This is a genomic window from Dysgonomonas sp. PH5-45, assembly GCF_029893235.1.
GTDB lineage: Bacteria > Bacteroidota > Bacteroidia > Bacteroidales > Dysgonomonadaceae > UBA1309.
Window position 1 is genome coordinate 1 of the sequence record NZ_JARXWE010000009.1, and the last position, 21,456, is coordinate 21,456.

29 protein-coding genes, 1 tRNA gene and 1 pseudogene are annotated in these 21,456 nt (G+C 36.5%); 19 read left to right on the forward strand and 12 right to left on the reverse strand.

The features are described 5' to 3' along the window. Positions 1-165: pseudogene (locus M2132_RS12045) on the forward strand (transposase); the annotation flags it as partial. Here the strand turns inward: M2132_RS12045 and M2132_RS04775 are convergent. The 3 genes from M2132_RS04775 to M2132_RS04785 all read right to left on the reverse strand — a co-directional run bounded on the left by M2132_RS04775 (position 154) and on the right by M2132_RS04785 (position 2,559). After that, the gene (locus tag M2132_RS04775; protein ID WP_280671878.1) at positions 154-516 is read right to left on the reverse strand and encodes a hypothetical protein; all 363 of its coding nucleotides are present in this window, start codon (positions 514-516) and stop codon (positions 154-156) included. The pseudogene M2132_RS12045 and the gene M2132_RS04775 overlap by 12 nt on opposite strands. 329 nt (positions 517-845) lie before the next feature. Further along, on the reverse strand, positions 846-1,598 hold the full coding sequence (locus M2132_RS04780) for a hypothetical protein (protein ID WP_280671880.1): 753 nt from the start codon (positions 1,596-1,598) through the stop codon (positions 846-848). Then, positions 1,585-2,559: a DNA cytosine methyltransferase gene (locus tag M2132_RS04785; RefSeq protein ID WP_280671882.1), complete on the reverse strand. Its 975-nt coding sequence runs from the start codon at positions 2,557-2,559 to the stop codon at positions 1,585-1,587. The genes M2132_RS04780 and M2132_RS04785 overlap by 14 nt, the downstream gene beginning before the upstream one ends. Positions 2,560-2,942: 383 nt before the next feature. On the opposite strand from M2132_RS04785, the gene M2132_RS04790 reads away from it, so the two are divergent. Next, positions 2,943-3,353, forward strand: a complete 411-nt coding sequence (locus M2132_RS04790; protein ID WP_280671884.1) for a hypothetical protein — start codon at positions 2,943-2,945, stop codon at positions 3,351-3,353. Positions 3,354-3,365: 12 nt separating this feature from the next. Further along, on the forward strand, positions 3,366-3,923 hold the full coding sequence (locus M2132_RS04795) for a hypothetical protein (RefSeq protein ID WP_280671886.1): 558 nt from the start codon (positions 3,366-3,368) through the stop codon (positions 3,921-3,923). 68 nt (positions 3,924-3,991) lie between these two features. On the opposite strand, the gene M2132_RS04800 is transcribed toward M2132_RS04795, so the two are convergent. The 9 genes from M2132_RS04800 to M2132_RS04840 form a co-directional block, all read right to left on the reverse strand. Beyond that, on the reverse strand, positions 3,992-4,582 hold the full coding sequence (locus tag M2132_RS04800; protein WP_280671888.1) for a hypothetical protein: 591 nt from the start codon (positions 4,580-4,582) through the stop codon (positions 3,992-3,994). Positions 4,583-4,596: 14 nt separating this feature from the next. Further along, positions 4,597-5,499: a relaxase/mobilization nuclease domain-containing protein gene (locus M2132_RS04805; protein WP_280671890.1), complete on the reverse strand. Its 903-nt coding sequence runs from the start codon at positions 5,497-5,499 to the stop codon at positions 4,597-4,599. Next, positions 5,496-5,840 carry a plasmid mobilization protein gene (locus M2132_RS04810; protein ID WP_280671892.1) on the reverse strand — a complete coding sequence of 115 codons (345 nt, stop codon included), beginning with the start codon at positions 5,838-5,840 and terminating at the stop codon, positions 5,496-5,498. The genes M2132_RS04805 and M2132_RS04810 overlap by 4 nt, the downstream gene beginning before the upstream one ends. Positions 5,841-5,935: 95 nt before the next feature. Further along, positions 5,936-6,940 (reverse strand): DUF6371 domain-containing protein, encoded by a 1,005-nt coding sequence (locus M2132_RS04815; RefSeq protein ID WP_280671894.1) that lies wholly within the window; start codon positions 6,938-6,940, stop codon positions 5,936-5,938. Positions 6,941-7,165: 225 nt separating this feature from the next. Beyond that, the gene (locus tag M2132_RS04820; protein ID WP_280671896.1) at positions 7,166-8,548 is read right to left on the reverse strand and encodes a DUF3987 domain-containing protein; all 1,383 of its coding nucleotides are present in this window, start codon (positions 8,546-8,548) and stop codon (positions 7,166-7,168) included. Position 8,549: 1 nt separating this feature from the next. Then, positions 8,550-8,912, reverse strand: coding sequence for an AlpA family transcriptional regulator (locus tag M2132_RS04825; RefSeq protein ID WP_280671898.1), 363 nt, complete (start codon positions 8,910-8,912; stop codon positions 8,550-8,552). Between the two features lie 79 nt (positions 8,913-8,991). Further along, positions 8,992-9,906, reverse strand: a complete 915-nt coding sequence (locus M2132_RS04830; protein ID WP_280671900.1) for a hypothetical protein — start codon at positions 9,904-9,906, stop codon at positions 8,992-8,994. A gap of 284 nt (positions 9,907-10,190) precedes the next feature. Continuing rightward, positions 10,191-10,559, reverse strand: coding sequence for a hypothetical protein (locus tag M2132_RS04835; protein ID WP_280671902.1), 369 nt, complete (start codon positions 10,557-10,559; stop codon positions 10,191-10,193). Position 10,560: 1 nt separating this feature from the next. Beyond that, positions 10,561-11,277, reverse strand: coding sequence for a S24 family peptidase (locus M2132_RS04840; protein WP_280671904.1), 717 nt, complete (start codon positions 11,275-11,277; stop codon positions 10,561-10,563). A gap of 164 nt (positions 11,278-11,441) precedes the next feature. On the opposite strand from M2132_RS04840, the gene M2132_RS04845 reads away from it, so the two are divergent. The 16 genes from M2132_RS04845 to M2132_RS04920 all read left to right on the forward strand — a co-directional run bounded on the left by M2132_RS04845 (position 11,442) and on the right by M2132_RS04920 (position 21,442). Beyond that, positions 11,442-11,660 (forward strand): hypothetical protein, encoded by a 219-nt coding sequence (locus tag M2132_RS04845; protein ID WP_280671906.1) that lies wholly within the window; start codon positions 11,442-11,444, stop codon positions 11,658-11,660. A gap of 7 nt (positions 11,661-11,667) precedes the next feature. Beyond that, positions 11,668-12,000 (forward strand): helix-turn-helix domain-containing protein, encoded by a 333-nt coding sequence (locus tag M2132_RS04850; protein ID WP_280671908.1) that lies wholly within the window; start codon positions 11,668-11,670, stop codon positions 11,998-12,000. Then, positions 11,997-12,239, forward strand: coding sequence for a hypothetical protein (locus M2132_RS04855; RefSeq protein ID WP_280671910.1), 243 nt, complete (start codon positions 11,997-11,999; stop codon positions 12,237-12,239). Before M2132_RS04850 ends, M2132_RS04855 begins: the two co-directional genes overlap by 4 nt. Next, positions 12,217-12,285 (forward strand) — tRNA-OTHER (locus tag M2132_RS04860). Before M2132_RS04855 ends, M2132_RS04860 begins: the two co-directional genes overlap by 23 nt. Before the next feature lie 552 nt (positions 12,286-12,837). Then, positions 12,838-13,311: a hypothetical protein gene (locus M2132_RS04865; protein ID WP_280671914.1), complete on the forward strand. Its 474-nt coding sequence runs from the start codon at positions 12,838-12,840 to the stop codon at positions 13,309-13,311. Between the two features lie 19 nt (positions 13,312-13,330). Further along, entirely contained in the window at positions 13,331-13,813 is a 483-nt protein-coding gene (locus tag M2132_RS04870) for a hypothetical protein (protein WP_280671916.1), read from the forward strand. A gap of 235 nt (positions 13,814-14,048) precedes the next feature. After that, a complete protein-coding gene (locus tag M2132_RS04875) occupies positions 14,049-15,053 on the forward strand; it encodes a reverse transcriptase/maturase family protein (protein WP_280671918.1) in 1,005 nt (334 codons plus the stop codon). Between the two features lie 78 nt (positions 15,054-15,131). After that, on the forward strand, positions 15,132-15,599 hold the full coding sequence (locus M2132_RS04880; protein ID WP_280671920.1) for a hypothetical protein: 468 nt from the start codon (positions 15,132-15,134) through the stop codon (positions 15,597-15,599). A 1-nt stretch (position 15,600) separates the two neighbouring features. After that, on the forward strand, positions 15,601-16,758 hold the full coding sequence (locus M2132_RS04885) for a DUF2800 domain-containing protein (protein WP_280671922.1): 1,158 nt from the start codon (positions 15,601-15,603) through the stop codon (positions 16,756-16,758). A gap of 30 nt (positions 16,759-16,788) precedes the next feature. Continuing rightward, positions 16,789-17,346 (forward strand): DUF2815 family protein, encoded by a 558-nt coding sequence (locus M2132_RS04890; RefSeq protein ID WP_280671924.1) that lies wholly within the window; start codon positions 16,789-16,791, stop codon positions 17,344-17,346. A gap of 76 nt (positions 17,347-17,422) precedes the next feature. Further along, on the forward strand, positions 17,423-17,584 hold the full coding sequence (locus M2132_RS04895) for a hypothetical protein (RefSeq protein WP_280671926.1): 162 nt from the start codon (positions 17,423-17,425) through the stop codon (positions 17,582-17,584). 1 nt (position 17,585) lies between these two features. Beyond that, on the forward strand, positions 17,586-17,963 hold the full coding sequence (locus M2132_RS04900) for a hypothetical protein (protein WP_280671927.1): 378 nt from the start codon (positions 17,586-17,588) through the stop codon (positions 17,961-17,963). A 3-nt stretch (positions 17,964-17,966) separates the two neighbouring features. Beyond that, positions 17,967-18,149 carry a hypothetical protein gene (locus tag M2132_RS04905; RefSeq protein WP_280698216.1) on the forward strand — a complete coding sequence of 61 codons (183 nt, stop codon included), beginning with the start codon at positions 17,967-17,969 and terminating at the stop codon, positions 18,147-18,149. Continuing rightward, complete coding sequence (locus M2132_RS04910) at positions 18,146-20,089, forward strand: DNA polymerase (protein WP_280671928.1); 1,944 nt, start codon at positions 18,146-18,148, stop codon at positions 20,087-20,089. Before M2132_RS04905 ends, M2132_RS04910 begins: the two co-directional genes overlap by 4 nt. Before the next feature lie 2 nt (positions 20,090-20,091). Then, the gene (locus tag M2132_RS04915; protein ID WP_280671929.1) at positions 20,092-20,961 is read left to right on the forward strand and encodes a phosphoadenosine phosphosulfate reductase family protein; all 870 of its coding nucleotides are present in this window, start codon (positions 20,092-20,094) and stop codon (positions 20,959-20,961) included. Beyond that, entirely contained in the window at positions 20,945-21,442 is a 498-nt protein-coding gene (locus tag M2132_RS04920) for a DNA N-6-adenine-methyltransferase (protein ID WP_280671931.1), read from the forward strand. The genes M2132_RS04915 and M2132_RS04920 overlap by 17 nt, the downstream gene beginning before the upstream one ends. The last annotated feature ends 14 nt before the right edge of the window (positions 21,443-21,456 follow it).

A 21,456-nucleotide genomic window follows, 5' to 3' on the forward strand; every position in this document is an offset into this window, starting at 1 on the left:
TTTTCTACTGCTGTTTCTAAAGTTAGACAACCCATAGAATCATTCTTCAATTGGTTGAATGAAAATACAAAAATTCAAAGAGCGCAAAAAGTAAGATCCACTGCCGGACTACTCATACATACGATGGGCAAAATTGCCATCGCTTTTATTTATCTAATTTTTTAAATACTGATTCGCATTATTAATAGAATCATATTCTTTTTTGAGTTCTTCATTTGCTAAAATTGTAGAAGCTCCCTTAAAGTCTGCTTCTTGCATTCTATTAATAACAAATACTTCGTCTTTTAATATATCTCTATTATCGACAAGAGCTGATCTATGATTTACTCTGTCTGAAAAAATCCTATCTTCAGAAGCTTTTTCAAATGATATATCTTCAAATGTTTTTGCAAAAGAAGATTTCATAGCACCATTCGGTGCATAAATTATTTGGACTTTAGATTTTGTGAAATCAAAAGTATGTTGAAGTCTTTTAATTCCGTAACAATTTTCAAAATGTATTTTTAATTCGTTCATATTTTCTTCTTTTGTTTCTACAAATCTGCCGACATTAACATAAGGACTGGAGGCTTGGCGTTTGTGACCGACCACAGCCCACTCGAACGGGTTATAAACTTTTAAATTTACTCAACTATTTCTGCGAACCTACATCGCCACTTATACCAAACTACTTACTGGGTGCTATTTCTCAATCTCAATTATTCGTTTTTAAGTTCGCTATCTTTGTAAAGCTGGAAGCGTTTCTATTTTGTTGACTCTAAACAAAGTAATGAAGTGTAATTTTGCAGATTTATTGTGATTTTCATTTATTGTATGACTTGACTACGCTATTCTTTTGGTAAATATCATCTATTTTTTTGAACAATTGTAATCCATGATTTATCAAATCCAAGCGCGGATAACACCTCTTCTTTGTCAAGAGGTTGTGGCTGTTTTATCCTGATTACCAAACTTTTTTGAGGAACATCTTCAATGATTGTAAATTGAGAGCCATGTGGTTGCCATGTGAAACGATGCTCAGTTGTTTTTTTGTCAGTTCCAATCAAATTATTATTTTTATTCCACTCCCATTTATAAAGTTCATGATCATAGCGAATTGTCTCAAACTCAAAGACACAAACTTCTGACAAGTCATTTGATTTCATCAGAACGACGGTGCGTAAATGTTTAAATTTTTCCCTAATTGCGGAAACTCGTTCATTCCAAATATCTAATACAAGTTTTCCTATAAGTTCTGGGTTGGCACTTGTATCAATGCGTTCTCCAAACGAATAAACTGGGGAATTCCTTCCTGAAATTAGCCTTACTCTTTTCTGAGTCGAAGGTTTAGCCGCTTTTACAGTTTTTGCGCCCCAAGCGGTATTACCCATTACAACATCATCAAGTCCAACATTTGAAGGTTTCCATTCTGCACCAATACAATTCGCAAAAATATTTTCCCAATCAGAGCCTTCTAATTCCGGCTTTCCTTTGGAGGCTAGAAGATAAATCAATTCTTTCCCAAGAAGAAATGGAAAATCTTTTGGAAATTCATTTGGCGGAAATGCTGAAACAGACTTGTTTACTGTTCTAAGTTTAGGCGATTTATCTTGTTCCATATTCTACCTCATAATCTCTTAATACCGAAGTTATATCCATTGACGAAGCAACATACGGTAATAGTTTTAAAATAACTGCTTTAACAATATTGACAGGGACTGCATTTCCTGCTTGTTTTCGTGCTTGACTATCACTTACTGCGATTTTGTAAGTATCGGGAAATCCTTGCAAACGAAACATTTCTCTTGGCGTCAACCGTCTTTCTCCATTTACAAGTAAATAATTATAAGACGCTCCTGCTCGCAAAGCGCAAGAATATGGATAAGAACAAATATTTCCTGCCTTATTTTCATGCCATATAGAAAGTTTATAAGCTGATTTATGTTTTGCTTTTCTTTTTTCTAAGATATAATCCGAAGCATAATGTTTTTTATCAACTTGTTTTTCAAGAATTTCAGAAAGTGGCTTGAAAGGTCTTATCGGCGAAGGGAATGAGAAAAATATCGGTTCTCTGTGTCCGACGATAATAACTCGTTCTCTTTTTTGAGGCAAACCGTAATCAAGCGCATTTAATACGGCATATTGAACATGATAATCCAAATCTTGTAAGGTTTTGATAATAATTTTCAGAGTTTTTCCGTTATCGTGTCCGACAAGTTGTTTTACATTTTCTAATACAAATGCCGTAGGTCGTTTGTGTTTTAAAATTCTTGCAATATCAAAAAACAAAGTACCTCTAATGTCATTGAATCCTTGTCTTTGTCCAATTATGCTGAACGGCTGACACGGAAAACCTGCAAATAAAATATCATGGTCAGGAATATCTTTTTCATCCACTTTGGTAATATCACCAAAAGGTCGCTCGCCAAAATTTTCTTCATAACTGAACTGGCAAGCAGGGTCAATATCAGATGAAAATACGCAATCAGGAATAAGATTATTCTCATTGCACGCTTCGTCCATTGCTTGTCTAAAACCGCCTATTCCGCAAAAGAGGTCAATAAATTTTACTGTTTCCATAAACATTCAGGCTATTACACCAGCAAAGATACTAAACATTTGAAAAACAGAGAACTTCTTCATACTTATTTCTGCACTTCTTTAAATAAAGATGCTGGATTTCTATCTAAAATTTAAGTTTTCGCTAAAAAAACGTATCTTTGTAATCAGAAAACAAACGGATTCGTCCGTTAAACATATTGGTTTAGTATTCACGTTATTATCCTGTTTCGAAATCTGGTAAATTTCAATAGTCCTAGGGTAATAAGCGAGGATGCTCCATGTCGTATAGGCGTGGAGCTACTGCTTATTTGGACTATGGGCTTACCAGAGCCTCGAAACGGATAAGTTAGTAGTTTCCACGTCTTCTTTTTTGTCGTGGAACTCTATAAAGACAAAGAGTTATGACAAAAACAAATTCTATCTATCAAGAAACTTACGATTATGTAAGGCAAAATCCCGATGCTGTATTAGAATCTATCCCCAATCACTTTCTGGATCTTTGGCTAGTCAAAGCTGATGAACAAATAGATATACCCTATCATCACTTTATTAGCATATACTACGCTTATAAGGCTAATAAAGAAGAAACTACTGCTACTTCTTCTTTAGGAATAGTGGAAATGGATAAACAGTGGAGCTTATTTCACGATTTTCAAGTCCTCCTTCAAATGGAAGATTTGCTCAGGACAATACCTCTTCCGGGTATTGAAAAGGAAGAAATCACAATCTTTCATTTTGACAACTACAACAAAGAGCAAATATCCATTGCAGAGGATATTATACAGCTATCAAATCAGCTACAAACAACATAAAACAAAAATCACATGAGAAAGATCTTGCTATTTGTCATTCCCATTTTAGCGCTAAATGGATGTCATTCACAAAACTCGGTTTTAGAAAACACCATTATTGATTATCTGGAAACGGATTCAAAATCAGGAATTCGAACTGACTTGAAAATTAAGTTTGTCGAATCGGAAGTTTCCGACATTCTGGTTTCTGACAGTATTTCCATCCTTGAAAAACACTATCAGGAAGAATATGAGAAAAAATTAGAATCTGCTCAAAAGAATGTTGACCATTGGCAACAATCTGTTGCCAAACACGAAAAGAAGAAAAGTGATATTGTTCATAAAATGCTTCTGGCTGAATCAACAGAAAAGCTTAATAACGCCAAATCAACTTTGGAGGAAGTCAAATCATGGCGACCGGACTATCTAGGTCGTTACGCAGGAAGAGATAAAAATGAACTAATTGCCAAAAGCGTAAAATGTAAATTGTCCTTCCAGAACCCGAAACTCTCCTCCCGGCAAGAACTGGATGCGACTTTTATTTTTTCACCGGATGGACAAAAAATCCATGAATTCATAAGAGGAAAATAAGACAAATACTCATTGCTCGGGGATCGCCAAACGGCAAGGGGCGGGATCACCCGTCCCAACGAGTGATCCTATTTGATCTTTTTCTCTCTTTCTTCAATACTGTTTTTTAGTTTTTTGAGCAAATCAGTATTTTTACTATCATTGAAAAGATCTTCAAGTTCAAGAAGTTCTTTTTCTGAAATACCATTTTGAAGTTTAATATACCTGTACTTCAAATCGCTATCTTGCAAAAGACATTTTTCCTTGTATTGAGATATGTTCGTATGAATGGAACATAATAATAGTACAATTGTCGAAAGCAGAATTGTCAGAGTTTTGATTGATTTGAAACTAATTGCAAATGTATCCTTTACCAAAGAGAGTTTTCGAAGAGCTTCCTCTGTTTCCTTTTGAGAGCCGACAAGTTTTGTCGTTTGCTCCTTAATTCGTTTTTCCACTTCTCCTTGGCATTCCTTTACCTCATGTCTAATAAAATGGAACAGATCATCAACTTTATTACCGGTCTCTTTGCTCCTTTCGATAAGACGCATATATTCCGGATCCGGCTGATTCGCTTCATCCTCATTATGCATTGCATCCACTTTAGAAGAGATCTCATTTAATGTTTGTTTGAATTCCTCAAACATTTCACTAATAATTGCTATATCATTTTTTGCCATACTGTTATGATTTTTTAATAACTACGATTTCTTTTTCGTTTCCAATCTTCATTGTCAGAGCTTCCGGCAGAAGCTCCCATTGCTCCCAGAATACCCAAAGGAGCTTCTATAATAGTTTGCAGAGGAGAGGTCTTGCCTGTTGATCGCTCCACGAAGTTGGAGTCTCTTTCTGCTGAATATGAGATTTTTTCTTCTCCTGTAAAAACTTGATTGATTTTTGAGTAACTAAAACTCCGATCAACCTTAGATCCGCTAAAAGAAAAACCGTTCTTACTAAAAACAACTCCCTGTATCTCATTCGTTTTCCCTTTGTACTTAAAGGAAAGTTCAATATCTTTTCGGGTGAGTTCCGATTGGAGATCGGACCAGTTACTCGATTTTGGCATGGCTTGTTTAAGCGCATCATATATTTGATATTTTGTCCTATCAGGCTCTTTTAGCCGATGCGTTTTGACTCGTTCCTTTCCTTTGGCATAATAGAGGTCATTCTTTAGAGTAAGCTCCTTGCAGGTCTTCTCACTTCTGTATCGGTCATTCTTGTCAGAGATCAGTTTGCCCTCATTATTGATCCGGTTTATACATAAATGGATATGAGGGTGTTCTTTGTCATAATGCCGTATAATAACATATTGAGTATTTGTTATATTCATCTTCTTCATGTACTCTCTGGCAATCTCAGCCATTCGTTCATTGGATAACTTGTCTTTATCCTGCGATGAAAAATCAAGTGAGATATGATAAACCGGACATTTTATTTTAGGGTTCATTTCTTGTTGAGTCAAGAAGCTATCAATAATACTATCTTTATCTCTTGTCCGAACACCATTGCTATCTACAATCTCAGCACTCTTTTCTTTGTCTAGCATATAATCGACAACACGGCTAAAGCTGCTCCCTAATACTATTTTTGCTATCATCCTCTCATTGTCTTAATAATGCTATCTATACTTTCTGCCAGATAGAGGTATTCTTGCCGGATCTCAATATACCCCGCTTGATTAGCTTTTTTGGCGACCTGATTCAGATTATTCGCCATTCCACAAAGCTTTCGGATCAGCTCATTGATTTCTGGCGTCATGCGTTGAATGACATTGCTATCCAAAATACAAGCACGTACATAATCGGTCTGGGAAAGAGCTGCTTCTTTTGCTTTCCCCTTTAGGGTATAATACTCCGTTGTCATTAGTTTTATATTAACTTGATATTTCCGTTTTTCGTGAGCCTTTTTTGCAGGCCGTCCGATATTTTTTTCTTTCATTTTTACTGTAATTATTTGTGAGACCATCGGGATTGTAGAGTTTCGGGTACCCGAAACATAAACTTGCTTATTGAAAGAATTAGATTAAACGTCAATCAAATTACCTTTAGTTCAAAAGTCTCAATAAGCAAGTTGAGCATTGGATTTTTCTCTATCATTTGTTGACAGATGTTTTTTTGAGGACTGCTTTTTATAAGGAAATCTGCGATATCATAACCTTCTTTGATTTGTTCCTTAGAAGCATATCTCTCCAAATAATCGGAAACGATTACTTCAATACCAAGATCCGACATCTGCTCGCGTTTGATATCCCAATAATCCTTTGCGCCCAAATCCGGGAATAAAACAACTTTGCGGTTTTTCAGAACAAGCATATTGTCTTGGTTCAGGCAACCGTTTTTACCTCCGGTAGCAATCCATATATACTGTGGGATGTAAATTGAAGCGACCATTGCTGTTTTTTCACTTTCAACTATGGCTATAGGAGAGGTTTTATTCTCACGCAATAAATGTTCTCCGAAAAAGCATTGTTTCAGTTGATAGTTCTCCTGTTTTAGCAACGAATGTACCCAAGTGATATGACTGTGAGGTTTCTTAACTCTTTTTCCAGTCTGTGGATCATATAGCATGATTTTCCCTGTACGAATTCTATCTTGTTGATCGATTTGCCAGAATACGGTTGATCCATTCCAATGATTGGCTGTCCCAACTTGATACTTCTTGAATAGTAGTTCTGATACACTATAACCGAACTTAGATTGAAAGAATAGAAATAGATTATTTGTATCATAATGTTTTAAGCTTTTGTTTAGCAAAGCCTGATCTAAATAATCCGGTTCTACGGTCTCTCGATCATGTTTTTGAAAAATAGGGAAAGTCTGCTGTTCTTCTTTTTCTGTCGGGTTATCTATGAAGTATTGTTTGGGTGTATAATGATAACCGCATTTCTGCTCTCTATTACATCTGCCAACATAATTAGGGAACTTGATAGACTCTTTCGAATCAACATAGCGGACGAAAATTCGCTTCTGACCACATGCCGGACAAGTATGTCTTGAACTCGGAGTTTTGTATTTTTCTAAGTGAAATCGATAATTCATTTTTCCCTCCTTTGGCACACTGTCAACTTTGTACACACTGGTAAAACTGCTACTGGTTATCAGTTAGTTAACCCCTGAAAAGTGTGCCTGAAAATCCGATTTTCGGATGCACACTTCAACGAAAAAAGCCGAAAGTGTGTACTCGGAATTTCAAAATTACGCACAGTTTATTTGTTGATTATCAATGCGATAACTGTCGGGGTTGACAGAGTTGACAGTGTGCCACTAGTACAGTTTTCGATAGTAGCCGTATTTAAAATTCTCTAGTAGATTGCCATTCCATTTTCCCACTATTTTCTTGAATGTGTTTTCGGGAATAGAAAGGTTGGCAGCAACTCTAATTCCATCTTTAGTGGCAAATTCATACGGTAAGGCATTGTAGAGTTTTTGTTTCTCCATATCCATTTTCTCCAGAAGATCGGAGGAACTGATAATATACTGGACCTTTTTTGCCGTTCTCTTGAAGTATTCGATCACTTCAATAGCTCCTTCTACGCTTTTTAAGTCAATGTAATCCTTATCGGCTTCTCCACATAGCCAACGAGCCATTTGTAATATCAGACAGAAACGGATAGCATATATTTCCATTTTGGAGTATATACCCATCATAATCTCGTCTTTTTCTTGGTTGCACTGATCGGTGTTTGTTCGTTGCCACTCGTAGATTTTCTTCTTTGCATCCGGCTTGAAACTTAGTTCTCGTGGGATTGGATCGCCTGTTTCATCAGTCACAAAATCAATATCAATCAATTTTTGAACAAGACCGTTCCAGTATGGAATTACATGAGTTGACAACTCATCTTCGCTCCAATAGCGTTTTTCAAGATTGCTTGGAATGACAAAGAGGATTCGATCTAAGAAGCCGTTTTGACTACGCTCTCCTTTTGCCAGTTCCTTTAACACTCCATGCTGGATGGTACCAATTACATTGATAAAAGAGTGTTTTACTGAAACTGAGTTTTTGGCTCCACGTCTATCTAATATGATCGGTTTACAGGAAAATACGGAGAGCCAGAACTGTTCCTCTGAACCTTTGGAGTAACGATTGAAATTCTTAAACCACGAAGCTAATTCATCAGAATATAAACATATACCTCGTTTGTTATTCTCGTGTAAAAAGGCAAGTGATTCCGGGGTAATGTCAGATACAACAAACTTATTTAACGTGGGCTCTTCTGGCAAATCAAGTCCTCGTTCTTCACGTTCTTTTCGGGAATAAGAAAGGATTTCTTCGTATTCCTTATACTCTTTCTTGAATTTTAGCGCATTATTGGCATCAGAGTCTAGTAATGGGCGCAACGCAAAGTATAAAGGGTGTGATTTATTCGTTCCCGGGCGACCGAGAAAAGCCAGATAGAGGATACATCGCTCACTCCATCCTTCTTTCAACTTGGCAACATGGGTATTTCCTGTCAAAGTTGAAATGACATAACAAAGAGCCATTGCAATATAATCCGGTGGGTAATTGAGTCGTTCGCTTGTAACATGGATAATTTCTCGTAACTGTTTGGGTAGTGCGTGTATAGGAAAGTCTGATGCGTATAGCTTCTCCCGGCATTGAAGCGCATCATCAATTATGCCTTCTGCTGTGATTTTGTTTGATTCCATATCAAGAGATTTTCCTTTTTCCTTTATTCTTTAATTCAGTTTCTAACCTCTCGATATGTTCCTTAACGGTCTCCTGCTTATTGGATAGCAACCATTCTTCAAGTTCAGATTTTCTGAACAAAACTCGACCTCCTCGAGTTCCTTGCCGGAAGAATGGTATTGTATGGTCGCTCGTTTTGCGGTAAAGTGTACTTTTCTTATAACCTGTAAAGCGTGCTGCCATGTCAATGGACATGATTTCTGGGAATTGAACAGTATTATTCTGACTTTCTTTCCCGAATGTTTCCTGTAAAGATATAAACTCTTCTACAGTAAGATAAATCAAAGGTTTTTCTTTGATTTCTTCAAATGATCTTTGTTTCATTGCATTCTATTTGATTTGTTCGATGCAAAGATGTAATAAGACAGTTGAAGTTCAATCGGTTAGAAGTGGTAGGGTAATTTCAATTTTCAGGAGGATATTTTACCACTCTAATTTTCTTGATTGTATCACTAAGACCATTTGTAATTTTCATGATCTCTTTATAGAGCATAGGGGCGGCGTCTTTAGGTGGCTGTCGATATAAATTTCGGATTGTTAAATATGGCTTCGAACTTTGAAGAAAATCTTGACTGTCATATAGGTTGAAAAGTATTAGATAATCTGCAATGAAACGACACATAGTGTTTGATAGCTTAATCTCATCGATCGAATCAAGGATGTTCCTGTTTGCATAATATTCATCAATACGTAAAAGTAAAGCCAATGCATGTATCCCCATGTGAATAAATTTCTTAACAGGCTTCTTTCTTTTGTTTTCACCATCTTTTACTCTCCAATATCTCAACTGATTGATTTTCTTATCAAGTAGATCTCTCTGTTCCAATTTGAAACATGATTCATATGCCTCTGACAACTCATCCACAAGCATTTCTCGGTCATTCACGATAAATTCTTCTTCGTTTTTCTTGATTATCATAAACGTATTTAGCTTCAACTCTTCTATTTCATTCCAAACTTCTTCGAGTAACGCCTTGATACATTTTGGATTATCCAATTCGATACTTTGAGCTATGCTACCCTTATTGGTAACTCTAATTTTTGCGTTTTGATTGTCTATAAGGAACTTTGCTTTTTCTAACAGGTCAATTGCATACTGAAAGGATGGGAATAGAGGTGTTTCAAAATCAATTTTGTCTAAATACAGGCAATGACCAAATTTCCACAGATGAGATTCATATTCTTTGATCTGAGGTAATTCTCTCGAATAATTGTCTATCAGGTTAGCAAAGGCATCATGGTCGATGGTAGTAGCACTGTCATCGAAATACTCAAGGTTAATGCCACAAAGGGCTACTTTGAAGTCTGTTTTATTCATGGGAGTGAGTTAAACTTTGTTATTTTTTTAAGTCAAAGATAAGGCAATTTATATGCAAAAACAAACCGAGAAACCGTCACGAATCCGTCACGCACAAATAAAAAAGAGGTTTACTTTTTATCGTAAACCTCTCTGTTTCAACCGTCGGGATGACACGATTCGAACGTGCGACCACACGCCCCCCAGACGTTTCTTAAAAATCCACAATCATCTTATTTATAAAGGAATATACGTGTTTCTAATTTTTGTTTGACGTTATTTTGATGCCTTACATATAAATATCTTCATTTCTTAGATAGCATCGAGATTAACGTATCTTGAGTTTCAATTATTTTTTCTAAGTCGTTAATACGGATTTTCAAGGCTTCTATCTCCTGTATATATTTTTCTATTGCTTGTTCTGACCTGTTATTATCTTTGGTTTTGAGCATTTGCCCCTCTCCTGTAAGAAGCCAATTTACGTTAAGTTCAGGGTAAGCAACACCTATTTTCGATATAACTTCTGTTCCTATTGACGCTTTTTTCTTTAAGGCATTCGTAATATATCCTTCAGATATACCTACAGTTCGTTCAAAATTAGTTCTGCCTCCTCGCCTATCGGATTTTAGATAGTCAATAAAATCAATTAGTCTTTCTATTGCTGTTTTACCCATATCACATTACCACCTTCTCATACTTCGCGATAACTAGCCACATAGAATATATCATATCCACATTTATTTCATTATCATCATAATCCTTGTTAAAGGATGATAGAACAAATCTATCTTTTCCGCTACCTTTCTTCACTTGCTTGATAAGCCTACGGTTATCTACCAAATCAACTACGTACACTTGTCCATATTCAATATATTCTTTCCACATCTTTATTTTTCGAATTTGAACAATAGTTCCCGGAGGATATATTGGCGACATACTGTTATTTGTGACAGGACAAGCTATATCCCCACTTTGCGCATCCACAAATGGTATGTATTTTTCCACATATTGGGCCGTATCTATTTCTTGATTAGTTGTACCACCTGCAATATCTAAATTGATTAATGGGACTAATTTAAAGTTTGAAGTGGGTAAGTATTCAGCTAGAGGTTCTCTTACAGTAGACGCTTCTTCCACAACAGGAGCGTGTTGGAGAGGATTAGAATTGCTCGCATTAAGCATACTCCCATCCCCTTTAAGAAGCCATCTTAAAGAAATATCTGGGTACTCATTTGCTATCTTTATAAGCATATCAGCACTGGGATTTGTGCCTCTGTTGAACATTGATTTTAATGTGCCTTCAGAAATATCTATGGATTCTCCAAAAGCTTTTATGGTTATATTTTTACTCTTTATGAATATCCTAATCCTCTGTAATACTTTATTTTCCATAATTATTAATTTAGAATAATTATAAATTGTAAGCATATGATAACTTTTAACTATTTTAGTCTGAAAAGTTATCATATGCTTACTATATTTGCATTGTGATTATAACCAATCCATCTAACCATAGGTGCAAAAATTTATATTAAGGCTAAAGTAAGAAAAAAAACATGAATACAGAAGCAACAAATGTAAAAATAGTAAGCAAACCAGCATTGACTGCCACGTTAAAAGCGCTCCCATTAGGAAAGCCAAAGCTTATCAAAAATAAGCAATTCAAGGCTAATGTAGTCCGAAATACTATTAGTCGGTTAAACAAGAAGGGGTATTCATTTGAAGCTACTGAAGATGGTTTAGTCGATGCAGTCCAAGTAACACGTATAAAGTAAAATACTTATGATTGGAAGAAGCGAACATTCGGACTCTATGAATGGATACTCTCTACGAGAGGAAAAAGCTAAAGAAAAATACTACGAGGGAAAGAAGATAGAGATAAAAACCTCTGTTTGTGATATCTCCCTAAAAAGATGGCTTAGTGAAACTGAGGCTTGTCTATACACATCGTTTGGTGTTGACACATTGCGTGATGCACGCGATATGAATAAGCTTCCATTCAGAAAAATGGGTAAACGAATCATTTACGAAAAAAAAGATCTTGACACCTTTATGGAACAACTGGAATTCCATAAGAACGGAACAATAAGAAACGAAAAAAGAGTACGGAAATGAACAAATTCAAGACAACAGAAGATATCCTCCTTGAAATCTTACTTGGCATAACACTCTTCATTACAATAGGAATTTTTATGTATGCTATAAAATCTTGCAGAGATAAAGAAAGTTGTAAAGACTCCCAAGAACTAACAGAAATGATGGAGTACCATTCTAATAGAGGGTATTTGGTGTCTGAACATGATGGGTTTTTAATACTTAAAAAAATAAACAGGGGGAGTAGCTCAGTCAGGTAGAGCGAGAAGGAACGCTAGGTCGGTGGTTCGAATCCATCCTCCTCCACTAATAATCCGAAATAGATTTTTCTGAATCCAGCTAATTCACCAATGAGTTAGCCTTAGAAAACTCGTCCTTTTTCGAAAGGTTTTTGGGACAAGTTCTTTGACATATTTAAACCTCCACTCTGCCAAGTTAAACTGGCAGCTTACACATTGAGTTGTGTAGTAAAATGTGAGGCTGTGTGAGCGTAAGGCAGCACGTAAAACAAACTATTTTACTCCTTTCGTTAGTCGGAAGCTAACTATCCTCGCATTGGTGGAAAACAAAAATGTGGGAGGAGACAACATATTTTTGAGAGATAACTCTAAATCTGACAACTCGGAAAGACGAGTATATGGAGAGTTGGCGGAATTGGTAGACGCGCATAGAAAGGCATAAAAACCCATTGCCGAATAGTTAGGGGAAGGACAATAAGCCCTGTCGTTGAATCGAGAATTTCTGTGTTGACCCGAACAGAATGCAAAAGGTTGAAACATTCGGGTCCCCCGTACTTACAGGTTCGAACCCTGTACTCTCTACAATGCAATATCGCAGAAAACAAAATTCATAAATAAAATGGAATTAAAAGTAGAAAAATCAAACGCATTAAAAGCGTGGCGAGAAACAGACAATCGAGGTAAGGCCTTATTAGAAAAACTTTATCCGAATGTAAATTTCAACAACCAAAGTATCATGGATCGTGTCAAAACTTACGAGGATGCTTGTGCTGAACTCGGGGAAACTCAAATAGATGAAGTTGCTTGCAGAGAATTAGGGTTAAATAAAAATGATATAGCCTACCTCAAACTTGCCCAGATCGTGAGAGCCTTGAATGAAGGATGGGTGGCCAAAGTGTACGATGAAGAAAAACGCTATTACCCTTGGTTCAGACACAATGGTTCTTCGGCTGTTTTCCGTTTCGACGGTTCGTACTACGATTGCTCGGGTGCCCGCGCTGGTAGCGGCTCCCCCCTTTGCTTTAAATCGAAAGAACTATCCGATTATGCCGGAGTGCAATTTTTGGATTTCTGGAAGGAATTTATTGTGTAATTAATCTAACATAGATATTATGAATACGACAGAATTAAAAGTTAGTAAAGTTAATGCTCTTAAAGCATGGAGAGATACCGATAAGAATGGTAAGCTACTTTTGGAAAATTTGTATGGAGCAAAAGTATTTCAAAATCAGGACGTGAGAGATCGGATCAAAACATTTGAGGATGCTTTAGCAGAAACAGGCAGACCAAATGTGCCGGACTTTTCAAATGTACCGGAGAATATGAAAGATTATTTTGTAGCTCAATACAAAATGTCAGTTATAGCAGAAGCTCTTAACGAAGGATGGACCCCTGATTGGGATAATGCCAATGAAAAAAAATGGTGGCCTTGGTTTATTATGGAAAAGGCTGTTTTCCGTTTCTTCAATTCGCGCTACTGTTGCTCGTATGCCGACGCTGGTAGCGGCTCCCGCCTTTGCTTCCGAACAGAAGAATTATCAACCTATTGTGCTGAACAATTCCTTCCTATCTGGAGAGATATTCAACTGAGATAATTCATAAACAGGTTGTCGTTCTTCTGGTGCTGCTTTCCGCCTACTGTTCTTCGGCTGATTTCCGTTTCAACAATTCGAACTACAATTACTCGAATGCCAACACTGGTAGCAGCTCCCACCTATGCAAATTTTATATATTATAAAAAAGAATGAGACCTTACCTCTAGGTAAAAGATAAAATATAATTGAACAGGGTTAGTAGGAATTCCGAAAACCCTAATTAGATAAGCAAAGGATGAAAAGATTAAACAATTTATATGATAGTATTTGTTCTATAAGTAATTTGTATGAAGCGTACTCCAAAGCACGAAAGGGAAAGTCTAAATCCTATGGAGTTCAAAAGTTTGAAGAAAACTTAGATGCCAATATCAACCAAATATATTGTGAACTTATCTCAGGAACCTATAAGACTTCGGAATATAAAGTTTTCAGCATATTTGAGCCAAAAGAAAGAATTGTTTACAGACTTCCGTTTCGTGATAGAGTGGTACATCATGCTATTATGAATGTTCTCGAAAGTATTTGGGTGCCTATCTTTATAACTCATACCTATTCCTGTATAAAAGGTAGAGGTATACATAAAGCATTAAAACACATAAGACGCGATCTTAAAGATTACGAAAATACCCATTACTGTTTAAAATTAGACATCCGAAAATTCTACCCATCCATAAACCACAATATTCTTAAAGACATTGTCCGCAAAAAGATAAAAGATTTAAGGTTACTCAGCCTATTGGATGGGATAATAGATTCCGCTCCGGGGCTTCCCATAGGTAACTATCTTTCTCAATATTTAGCGAATCTCTATTTGACTTATTTTGACCATTGGCTGAAAGAAAATCTTGGGGTTAAATACTACTACCGATATGCCGATGATATGGTAATATTGTCTTCAGACAAAGATTATCTCCATCAAACTAGATTAAGAATAAGAGATTTTCTACAACAAGAGTTAGAGTTAGATCTAAAAAGTAATTACCAAATATTTCCTGTGGATACTAATGGTATAGACTTTATAGGTTATGTATTCTTTCATTCACACATTCTATTACGGAAAAGAATAAAGAAAAACCTCTGTAAGAAAGTAGCAAAACTTGAAAAACAGAATACCTCTTTAAGAATATACAAACGGTCTATTTGCTCGCATCTTGGGTGGGCTAAACACTGTAATTCAAGAAATCTTATGAAATCAATAATCAAAAACGAGGAAATGCTAATTTCCCTACATTTAAAATAAACCGAATCCATTGTTTATATATGCCCAGATCTTCGACCAATTTAAGTTCTGGGCTTTATTTATTAAAATTAAATCATTATGTTCCAAACAGAATTTAAACTAACTATCGGGATTACTCCTGAATTGAACAGTATTTTATCGGGTTTTCTTGGATATCTATCAAGTAACAAAGCTATTCCTGAAAAACAGCTGGAGAACACTGAATCTCCCGAAAAAGAGAAAGAATCAACCGGAAGACAAACACGAAAATCTAAAGCGGATAAAAGTTCGGTCGTAACAGAAAGTGTTACTTCACCAGAAACCGAAGAAAAAGATACTTCTACGGAGTCCTCTGGTAAAGGAAGTACGTCTGAACCTCCTGCTGATTCGAATTCCTCTGCTATCACTGTGGAAATGCTTCGCGCTAAGGTCAAAGAAGTAATTACAGCAGACAGAAGTAAACGAGATGCTATTGAAGCCAAGTTTGCTGAGTTCAACGCTTCAAATCCGACAACTCTTGATGTAAAACACTATCAAGAATATTGGGATTTCCTAAACAATCTTTAAAATGGGACACGCTGTATTATCCCCGAGTGGTGCAAGTCGTTGGATGGCTTGCACTCCATCGGCTCGTCTGGAAGAAAGTTTTCCTAACACCACAAGCGAAGCAGCCGAAGAAGGAACAGTTGCCCATGCCCTCGGAGAATTGCTTATCAAGCAGAAACTAAAGCTGCTCACAAAAGCGCAATTCAACAAATTGTTCAAGGAAATCGAGGCAGACAAATACTATTCCGGTTCGATGTATGAATACGCCGATGAATATGCAACTTTTGTAGTAGAAAAATTTAATGCTGCAAAAAAACATACATCTGATGCAGAAATATTCGTTGAGCAAAAGATTGATCTGACCCAATTTATTCCTGAAGGATTCGGAACAGGAGACTGCTTTATTGTAGCTGACCGGATTTTAGATTTTACGGATTACAAACATGGAAAAGGCGTTCGGGTAGATGCTGTAAATAATAAGCAAATGATGATATATGCACTTGGCGCGTATATAGAATTTAGTATTCTATTCGAAATAGAAACGATTAGGATGACCATTTACCAGCCTCGTATAGATAACATTTCCACATTCGAAATATCGGTAAAAGAACTTCTCAAATGGGCGGAAGAAGAACTGAAACCCAGAGCTCAACTTGCTTTTGATGGTAAAGGAAATTATGTACCAGGTGATCATTGTCGGTTTTGTAGGGCTAAAGCCCTGTGTAAAGCGAATGCTAATAAACAGATGAAACCCATAACGGATAGCCATTACAAAAATCCAGATCTTATGAATAAGCTGGATGTAGCTTATATCATAAAAGAAGGAGACACTATTGTAAAATGGATCAACTCTGTAAAAGAATTTGCGTTGGCAGAAGCCTTGAATGGTGAGAACTTCGAAGGGCTTAAACTTGTCGAGGGACGAAGTAACCGAATATACTCAAATCCGGATGAAGTAGCTAAAGCTCTTATCGCAGCCGGATATAAAGAAGCAATCATCTATGAAAAAAACCTACTTGGCTTAACCAAAATGGAAAAAGCGTTAGGTAAAAAGGAAATGGAAACTATTATCGGTAGCCTGATAATTAAGCCTAGCGGTAAACCATCATTAGTAGATATTGCGGACAAAAGACCTGAATGGAATTCGGCAGTATCCGATTTCGAAGGATTATTCGAATAAATTTATTATAAACATTTAATTCATTTTTTTATGGCAACAGAATCATTTAATGTAATTACTGGTAAAGTAAGAGCCAGTTACGCTAACGTGTTTGAACCGAAAGCTATTAAAGCGGGAGACAAACCTAAGTATTCAATTTCACTGATCATCTCAAAAGATGATGTAGCTACTGTCAAAGCAATAAAAGAAGCTATTGCAAAAGCTACCGAAAGTGGAAAAGTTAACTTATGGGGAGGTAAAGTACCGAACAATATGAAAGAGGTACTAAAAGACGGAGATGCCTATTATCCTGATGATGCGGCATACGCAAATTCTTATTTTATTGGTGCTTCCAGCGACACTAAACCCGGAATTGTAGATAAAAAGAAAAGAAATATAACTGATGAAGATGAGTTTTATAGTGGCTGCTATTGTCTTGCCAGTGTTAATTTTTATCCATACAATTTTGAAAATGTTAGCAAAGGAGTTGGATGTGGACTCAATAACCTTCTAAAAGTAGAAGATGGTGAAAAATTAGCAGGAAGATCGAATGCAACTTCTGATTTCGCCGACTATTTCGATGACGATGCTGATCCTCTATTGGGATAATTGTCGCCAATCAATAAGTTAAATAACCAGAAAGGTGTGAAGTATAAAGCTTTGCACCTTTTTCATATTTCTCAAAATGCCAAATAGTGATAAACCAAAAACCGGAAAACTCACATATATAAATGGTAATCATCGTGAAATATTAGCTGCTGATAAACCTTTTGCCCTTTTACAATCTTTAAAAAAGCAGAAAATAGCACAAGGAATTACGGCAAGTAAATTAAAAATATCCTACTGATATGAATGATTTCAAAATACTCTCAGGAAGCAATATACTCCTGTATTCTTGCGATTTCGGAGACGGTATTGCAATCGGATTTAACGATGGTCGTCATTTTATTGTAATGGGAGCTGGCGATTATGCTGTTTACCCATTTCATTCATCAATGCTTAGAATTACCTGTGAGTTAATCCCATGTAAAAGAGAAGACCTGAAATTAAACGATACAGCGTTTTGTACTATATCTGAACTTCCTCAAATTGATGACCTAAATTGCTATTGTAAAATAATGGAAGAAGACAAATTCGTATATGTTGATCATGGAGATTTTGTTCGAGAATCAAATGCGGATCCTTCTCAATTTAATTGGTGGAAAGTACAACCTCTAAACAAATGATCTATGGAAATAAAACAATTTTGGCTAATAATAGCCCCCAACGATTTTAGAATAGAAGTTCCTTATGGTAGAGTTGTTATCCAAGACAATGGAAACTCAATAATATACATGGAGGGCACTGACAAAATATCGGCTGTTGTTCCTCCTACACATCTTATTGTACTAAATCCCATTATACTACCATGAGAACATTATCAATAGATATAGAGACATATAGTTCGGAGGATTTAACGAAATCGGGAGTTTACAGATATGCTGAAGCTCCCGATTTTGCTATTCTCTTATTCGGATTTGCTTATGATGATGACCCTGTAGCAGTTATTGACCTTGCACAAGAAGAAGAGTTGCCGGATGGAATATTAGAAGCCTTAATGGACTCAACTATTCTCAAGACAGCATGGAATGCAGCATTCGAAATAACTTGTATATCCTCTTACTTCAACTTGGATCTTGATGTTACTCAGTGGGAATGCTCTATGGTCAAATCGGCTATGCTCGGTTTACCTCTTTCCTTAGATATGGCATCCAAAGTATTACAGTTGCCCGAAGAGAAAATGAAAGCTGGTAAAGCTTTGATCCGTTATTTTTCAGTTCCCTGTAAGCCTACAAAAGTAAATCAGGGAAGAACTCGTAATCTACCCCACCATGACGTAGACAAATGGAATCTATATAAGGAGTACAATGGTATGGACGTAGAGGTAGAACGTGCCATAAGACGGAAAATAGCATTTTTCGACATACCGGAAAAAGAAAGACAATTATGGTATTTAGACCAGAAAATCAATAAAAGAGGAGTCGCATTAGACCTATCATTTGTCGAATCAGCTCTATACATCAATGATATTTGTACCGATGAATTATTAGCTGAAGCAAAAGATATAACGGGTCTGGATAACCCCAATAGTGCTGCCCAACTTAAATCATGGTTATCAGAAGAGATGTCAGAGGAGATAACATCTTTGAAGAAAAATGATATACCTGATATGATTGATCGAGCTGATGATAAAAAAGTCAAACGCTTGTTAGAACTTCGGCAACAACTATCCAAAACCTCTATCAAGAAATACATAGCCATGCTAAATTCAGTGTGCAAAGACGGCAGGATAAGAGGTCTTACGCAATTCTATGGAGCCAATAGAACTGGACGGTTTGCAGGGCGTATAGTACAGCTCCAGAATCTAGTTCGAAATCTACTAAAGGATTTAGAGTTAGCCCGTGAATTGGTGTATAATAAAGAATATGATATACTTAAACTAACGTTTGGTAATATTTCCGATGTGCTATCTCAGCTAATACGTACTGCTTTCATAGCTTCTAATGGTCATAGACTATATGTAGCTGACTTTAGTGCCATCGAAGCACGTGTGTTAGCTTGGTGGGCGAAAGAAAGATGGAGATTGGACGTATTCAAAACTCATGGAATGATATACGAAGCATCTGCATCTGCTATGTTTGGTGTACCACTGGAAAAAGTAACAAAAGATCTCAGGGGTAGAGGAAAGGTTGCAGAACTAGCACTTGGCTATCAAGGTGCTGTGGGAGCCTTAAAAGCTATGGATATCAAAAAGGAACTGATAGAAGAAGAGATGCCGGGAATAGTAAAAGCTTGGCGAAAATCCAATAAGAATATAGTTCAACTTTGGTATACCGTAGAAAAGGCCGTAATATTAACAATAAAAGAAGGTAAACCTAACACAGTTAACGGAGTAACCTTTTATATGCGCAAAGGGATACTATTCGCTAAACTACCATCAGGCCGTTCTCTAGCATATCCACAACCCAGAGTTATTCAAAAACAGACAGCTTTCGGAACAAAAGAATCAATACAGTACAAAGGTCTCGATGATAAAAACAAGTGGGGTGATATTGATTCTTACGGAGGAAAATTTGTCGAAAACATTACTCAGGCTATTGCGAGAGACTGCTTATGCGAATCTATGCTCAGGCTGGAAGAAGCCAACTATCCGCTTGTTTTTCATGTACATGACGAAGGTATCGGAGACATAATTGAAGGCTTTGGAAGCATAGGAGAAATGTGTGAAATAATGAGTCGTCCAATGCCGTGGGCTCCAGATCTGCCCCTAAACGCAGAAGGCTACGTTACCGACTTCTACAAAAAAGATTAATAATGGATAAAGATATTATTGCATGGTGGTCTGGTGGTGCTAGCTCTGCTGTCGCTTGTAAACTAGCGATTGATCTTTTCGGAGCTAATAGAGTCAGAGTAATCTTTCAAGATACAAGGAACGAGGATGACGATACATACCGCTTTTTGAAAGATTGTGAAAAATGGTATGGCATTAAAATCGAAATTATATCGAGCAAAGAATTTAACTCAATTGAGGAAGTCTGGTATAAATATCTTTCACTCAGTGTTGCTGGAGGCGCAATTTGCTCAACCAAGTTAAAGAGGGAAGTTAGAGAACAATGGGAAAAAGAAAATACTTGGGCACATCAAGTGTTCGGGTACGATATGAAAGAAGCAATAAAAAGAGCCGTTCCCATGACTTTAAATAATCCTAAACTTAACGCTATTTATCCATTGTTGTTGTATGGATACTTCAAAAAAGATTGTATTAAAATATTAGATAACGCTGGAATTAAAGTACCGGAGCCCTATATAAAAGGCTATGAAAATAATAACTGTGATAAAACAGGTTGTACTCGTGGTGGAATTGGTTATTGGCAAAAAAGAAAAAGAGAAGAATACAATAAGTTCTATAAGATGGCAATGAGAGAACATGAACTTACGAATCTCAAAGGCGAACCGGTTACCATTTGTAAAGACCAGAGCAATGAAGCTAAGAAGAAAGGTGGATATGTTCCTGTGTTCTTATTACCACACCCGGACTATCCGGAAGTAAAAGATATATCAATGTTCAAAGGTCGAGAGCCTGAACCATTAGTAGAATGCAATGGGTTTTGTGGACTTGACGACATGGATGTGTATTTAGAGAAAAAAAAGAGATTAAACAATAATAATGAATTCAACTTTTGAAAGAAACGGAGAGAAAAGCACTGTCGAATGGTACACTCCTCCCTACATAATAGAAGCTTTAGGTGGGTGGTGGTCCTTTGATCTTGATCCTGCATCCCCAGAGAATATAATCACAGAAACAGCTTGTAAATACTATACTAAAAGAGACAATGGTCTTACCCAATCATGGCATGGTCGTATATTCCTTAATCCTCCTTACGAGAATCCTTTGATTGGGCAATTTATGCAAAAATTATCTGAGCATGGGAATGGAATTGCTTTAGTATATAATCGTACAGATTCCAAATGGTGCCAAGAGTATGTCTTAAAAAGAGCTGATGCAATATTATTTCTGAGTAAACGAATAAAATTCATAAAACCGGACGGTTCTATGGGAAACAGCCCTGGTGCTGGATCTATTTTAATAGCGTATGGTCAAGAAAACGTAAAATACTTAGAGAATTGTGGGCTTGAAGGCTGTATTTTATACCCTAAAAACTAAACATTAATCAAGCA

Coding starts and splice junctions, on each gene's coding strand:
- M2132_RS04775 (WP_280671878.1), bottom strand. CDS start 516: ATGAACGAATTAAAAATACATTTTGAAAATTGTTACGGAATTAAAAGA.
- M2132_RS04780 (WP_280671880.1), bottom strand. CDS start 1,598: ATGGAACAAGATAAATCGCCTAAACTTAGAACAGTAAACAAGTCTGTT.
- M2132_RS04785 (WP_280671882.1), bottom strand. CDS start 2,559: ATGGAAACAGTAAAATTTATTGACCTCTTTTGCGGAATAGGCGGTTTT.
- M2132_RS04790 (WP_280671884.1), top strand. CDS start 2,943: ATGACAAAAACAAATTCTATCTATCAAGAAACTTACGATTATGTAAGG.
- M2132_RS04795 (WP_280671886.1), top strand. CDS start 3,366: ATGAGAAAGATCTTGCTATTTGTCATTCCCATTTTAGCGCTAAATGGA.
- M2132_RS04800 (WP_280671888.1), bottom strand. CDS start 4,582: ATGGCAAAAAATGATATAGCAATTATTAGTGAAATGTTTGAGGAATTC.
- M2132_RS04805 (WP_280671890.1), bottom strand. CDS start 5,499: ATGATAGCAAAAATAGTATTAGGGAGCAGCTTTAGCCGTGTTGTCGAT.
- M2132_RS04810 (WP_280671892.1), bottom strand. CDS start 5,840: ATGAAAGAAAAAAATATCGGACGGCCTGCAAAAAAGGCTCACGAAAAA.
- M2132_RS04815 (WP_280671894.1), bottom strand. CDS start 6,940: ATGAATTATCGATTTCACTTAGAAAAATACAAAACTCCGAGTTCAAGA.
- M2132_RS04820 (WP_280671896.1), bottom strand. CDS start 8,548: ATGGAATCAAACAAAATCACAGCAGAAGGCATAATTGATGATGCGCTT.
- M2132_RS04825 (WP_280671898.1), bottom strand. CDS start 8,912: ATGAAACAAAGATCATTTGAAGAAATCAAAGAAAAACCTTTGATTTAT.
- M2132_RS04830 (WP_280671900.1), bottom strand. CDS start 9,906: ATGAATAAAACAGACTTCAAAGTAGCCCTTTGTGGCATTAACCTTGAG.
- M2132_RS04835 (WP_280671902.1), bottom strand. CDS start 10,559: ATGGGTAAAACAGCAATAGAAAGACTAATTGATTTTATTGACTATCTA.
- M2132_RS04840 (WP_280671904.1), bottom strand. CDS start 11,277: ATGGAAAATAAAGTATTACAGAGGATTAGGATATTCATAAAGAGTAAA.
- M2132_RS04845 (WP_280671906.1), top strand. CDS start 11,442: ATGAATACAGAAGCAACAAATGTAAAAATAGTAAGCAAACCAGCATTG.
- M2132_RS04850 (WP_280671908.1), top strand. CDS start 11,668: ATGATTGGAAGAAGCGAACATTCGGACTCTATGAATGGATACTCTCTA.
- M2132_RS04855 (WP_280671910.1), top strand. CDS start 11,997: ATGAACAAATTCAAGACAACAGAAGATATCCTCCTTGAAATCTTACTT.
- M2132_RS04865 (WP_280671914.1), top strand. CDS start 12,838: ATGGAATTAAAAGTAGAAAAATCAAACGCATTAAAAGCGTGGCGAGAA.
- M2132_RS04870 (WP_280671916.1), top strand. CDS start 13,331: ATGAATACGACAGAATTAAAAGTTAGTAAAGTTAATGCTCTTAAAGCA.
- M2132_RS04875 (WP_280671918.1), top strand. CDS start 14,049: ATGAAAAGATTAAACAATTTATATGATAGTATTTGTTCTATAAGTAAT.
- M2132_RS04880 (WP_280671920.1), top strand. CDS start 15,132: ATGTTCCAAACAGAATTTAAACTAACTATCGGGATTACTCCTGAATTG.
- M2132_RS04885 (WP_280671922.1), top strand. CDS start 15,601: ATGGGACACGCTGTATTATCCCCGAGTGGTGCAAGTCGTTGGATGGCT.
- M2132_RS04890 (WP_280671924.1), top strand. CDS start 16,789: ATGGCAACAGAATCATTTAATGTAATTACTGGTAAAGTAAGAGCCAGT.
- M2132_RS04895 (WP_280671926.1), top strand. CDS start 17,423: ATGCCAAATAGTGATAAACCAAAAACCGGAAAACTCACATATATAAAT.
- M2132_RS04900 (WP_280671927.1), top strand. CDS start 17,586: ATGAATGATTTCAAAATACTCTCAGGAAGCAATATACTCCTGTATTCT.
- M2132_RS04905 (WP_280698216.1), top strand. CDS start 17,967: ATGGAAATAAAACAATTTTGGCTAATAATAGCCCCCAACGATTTTAGA.
- M2132_RS04910 (WP_280671928.1), top strand. CDS start 18,146: ATGAGAACATTATCAATAGATATAGAGACATATAGTTCGGAGGATTTA.
- M2132_RS04915 (WP_280671929.1), top strand. CDS start 20,092: ATGGATAAAGATATTATTGCATGGTGGTCTGGTGGTGCTAGCTCTGCT.
- M2132_RS04920 (WP_280671931.1), top strand. CDS start 20,945: ATGAATTCAACTTTTGAAAGAAACGGAGAGAAAAGCACTGTCGAATGG.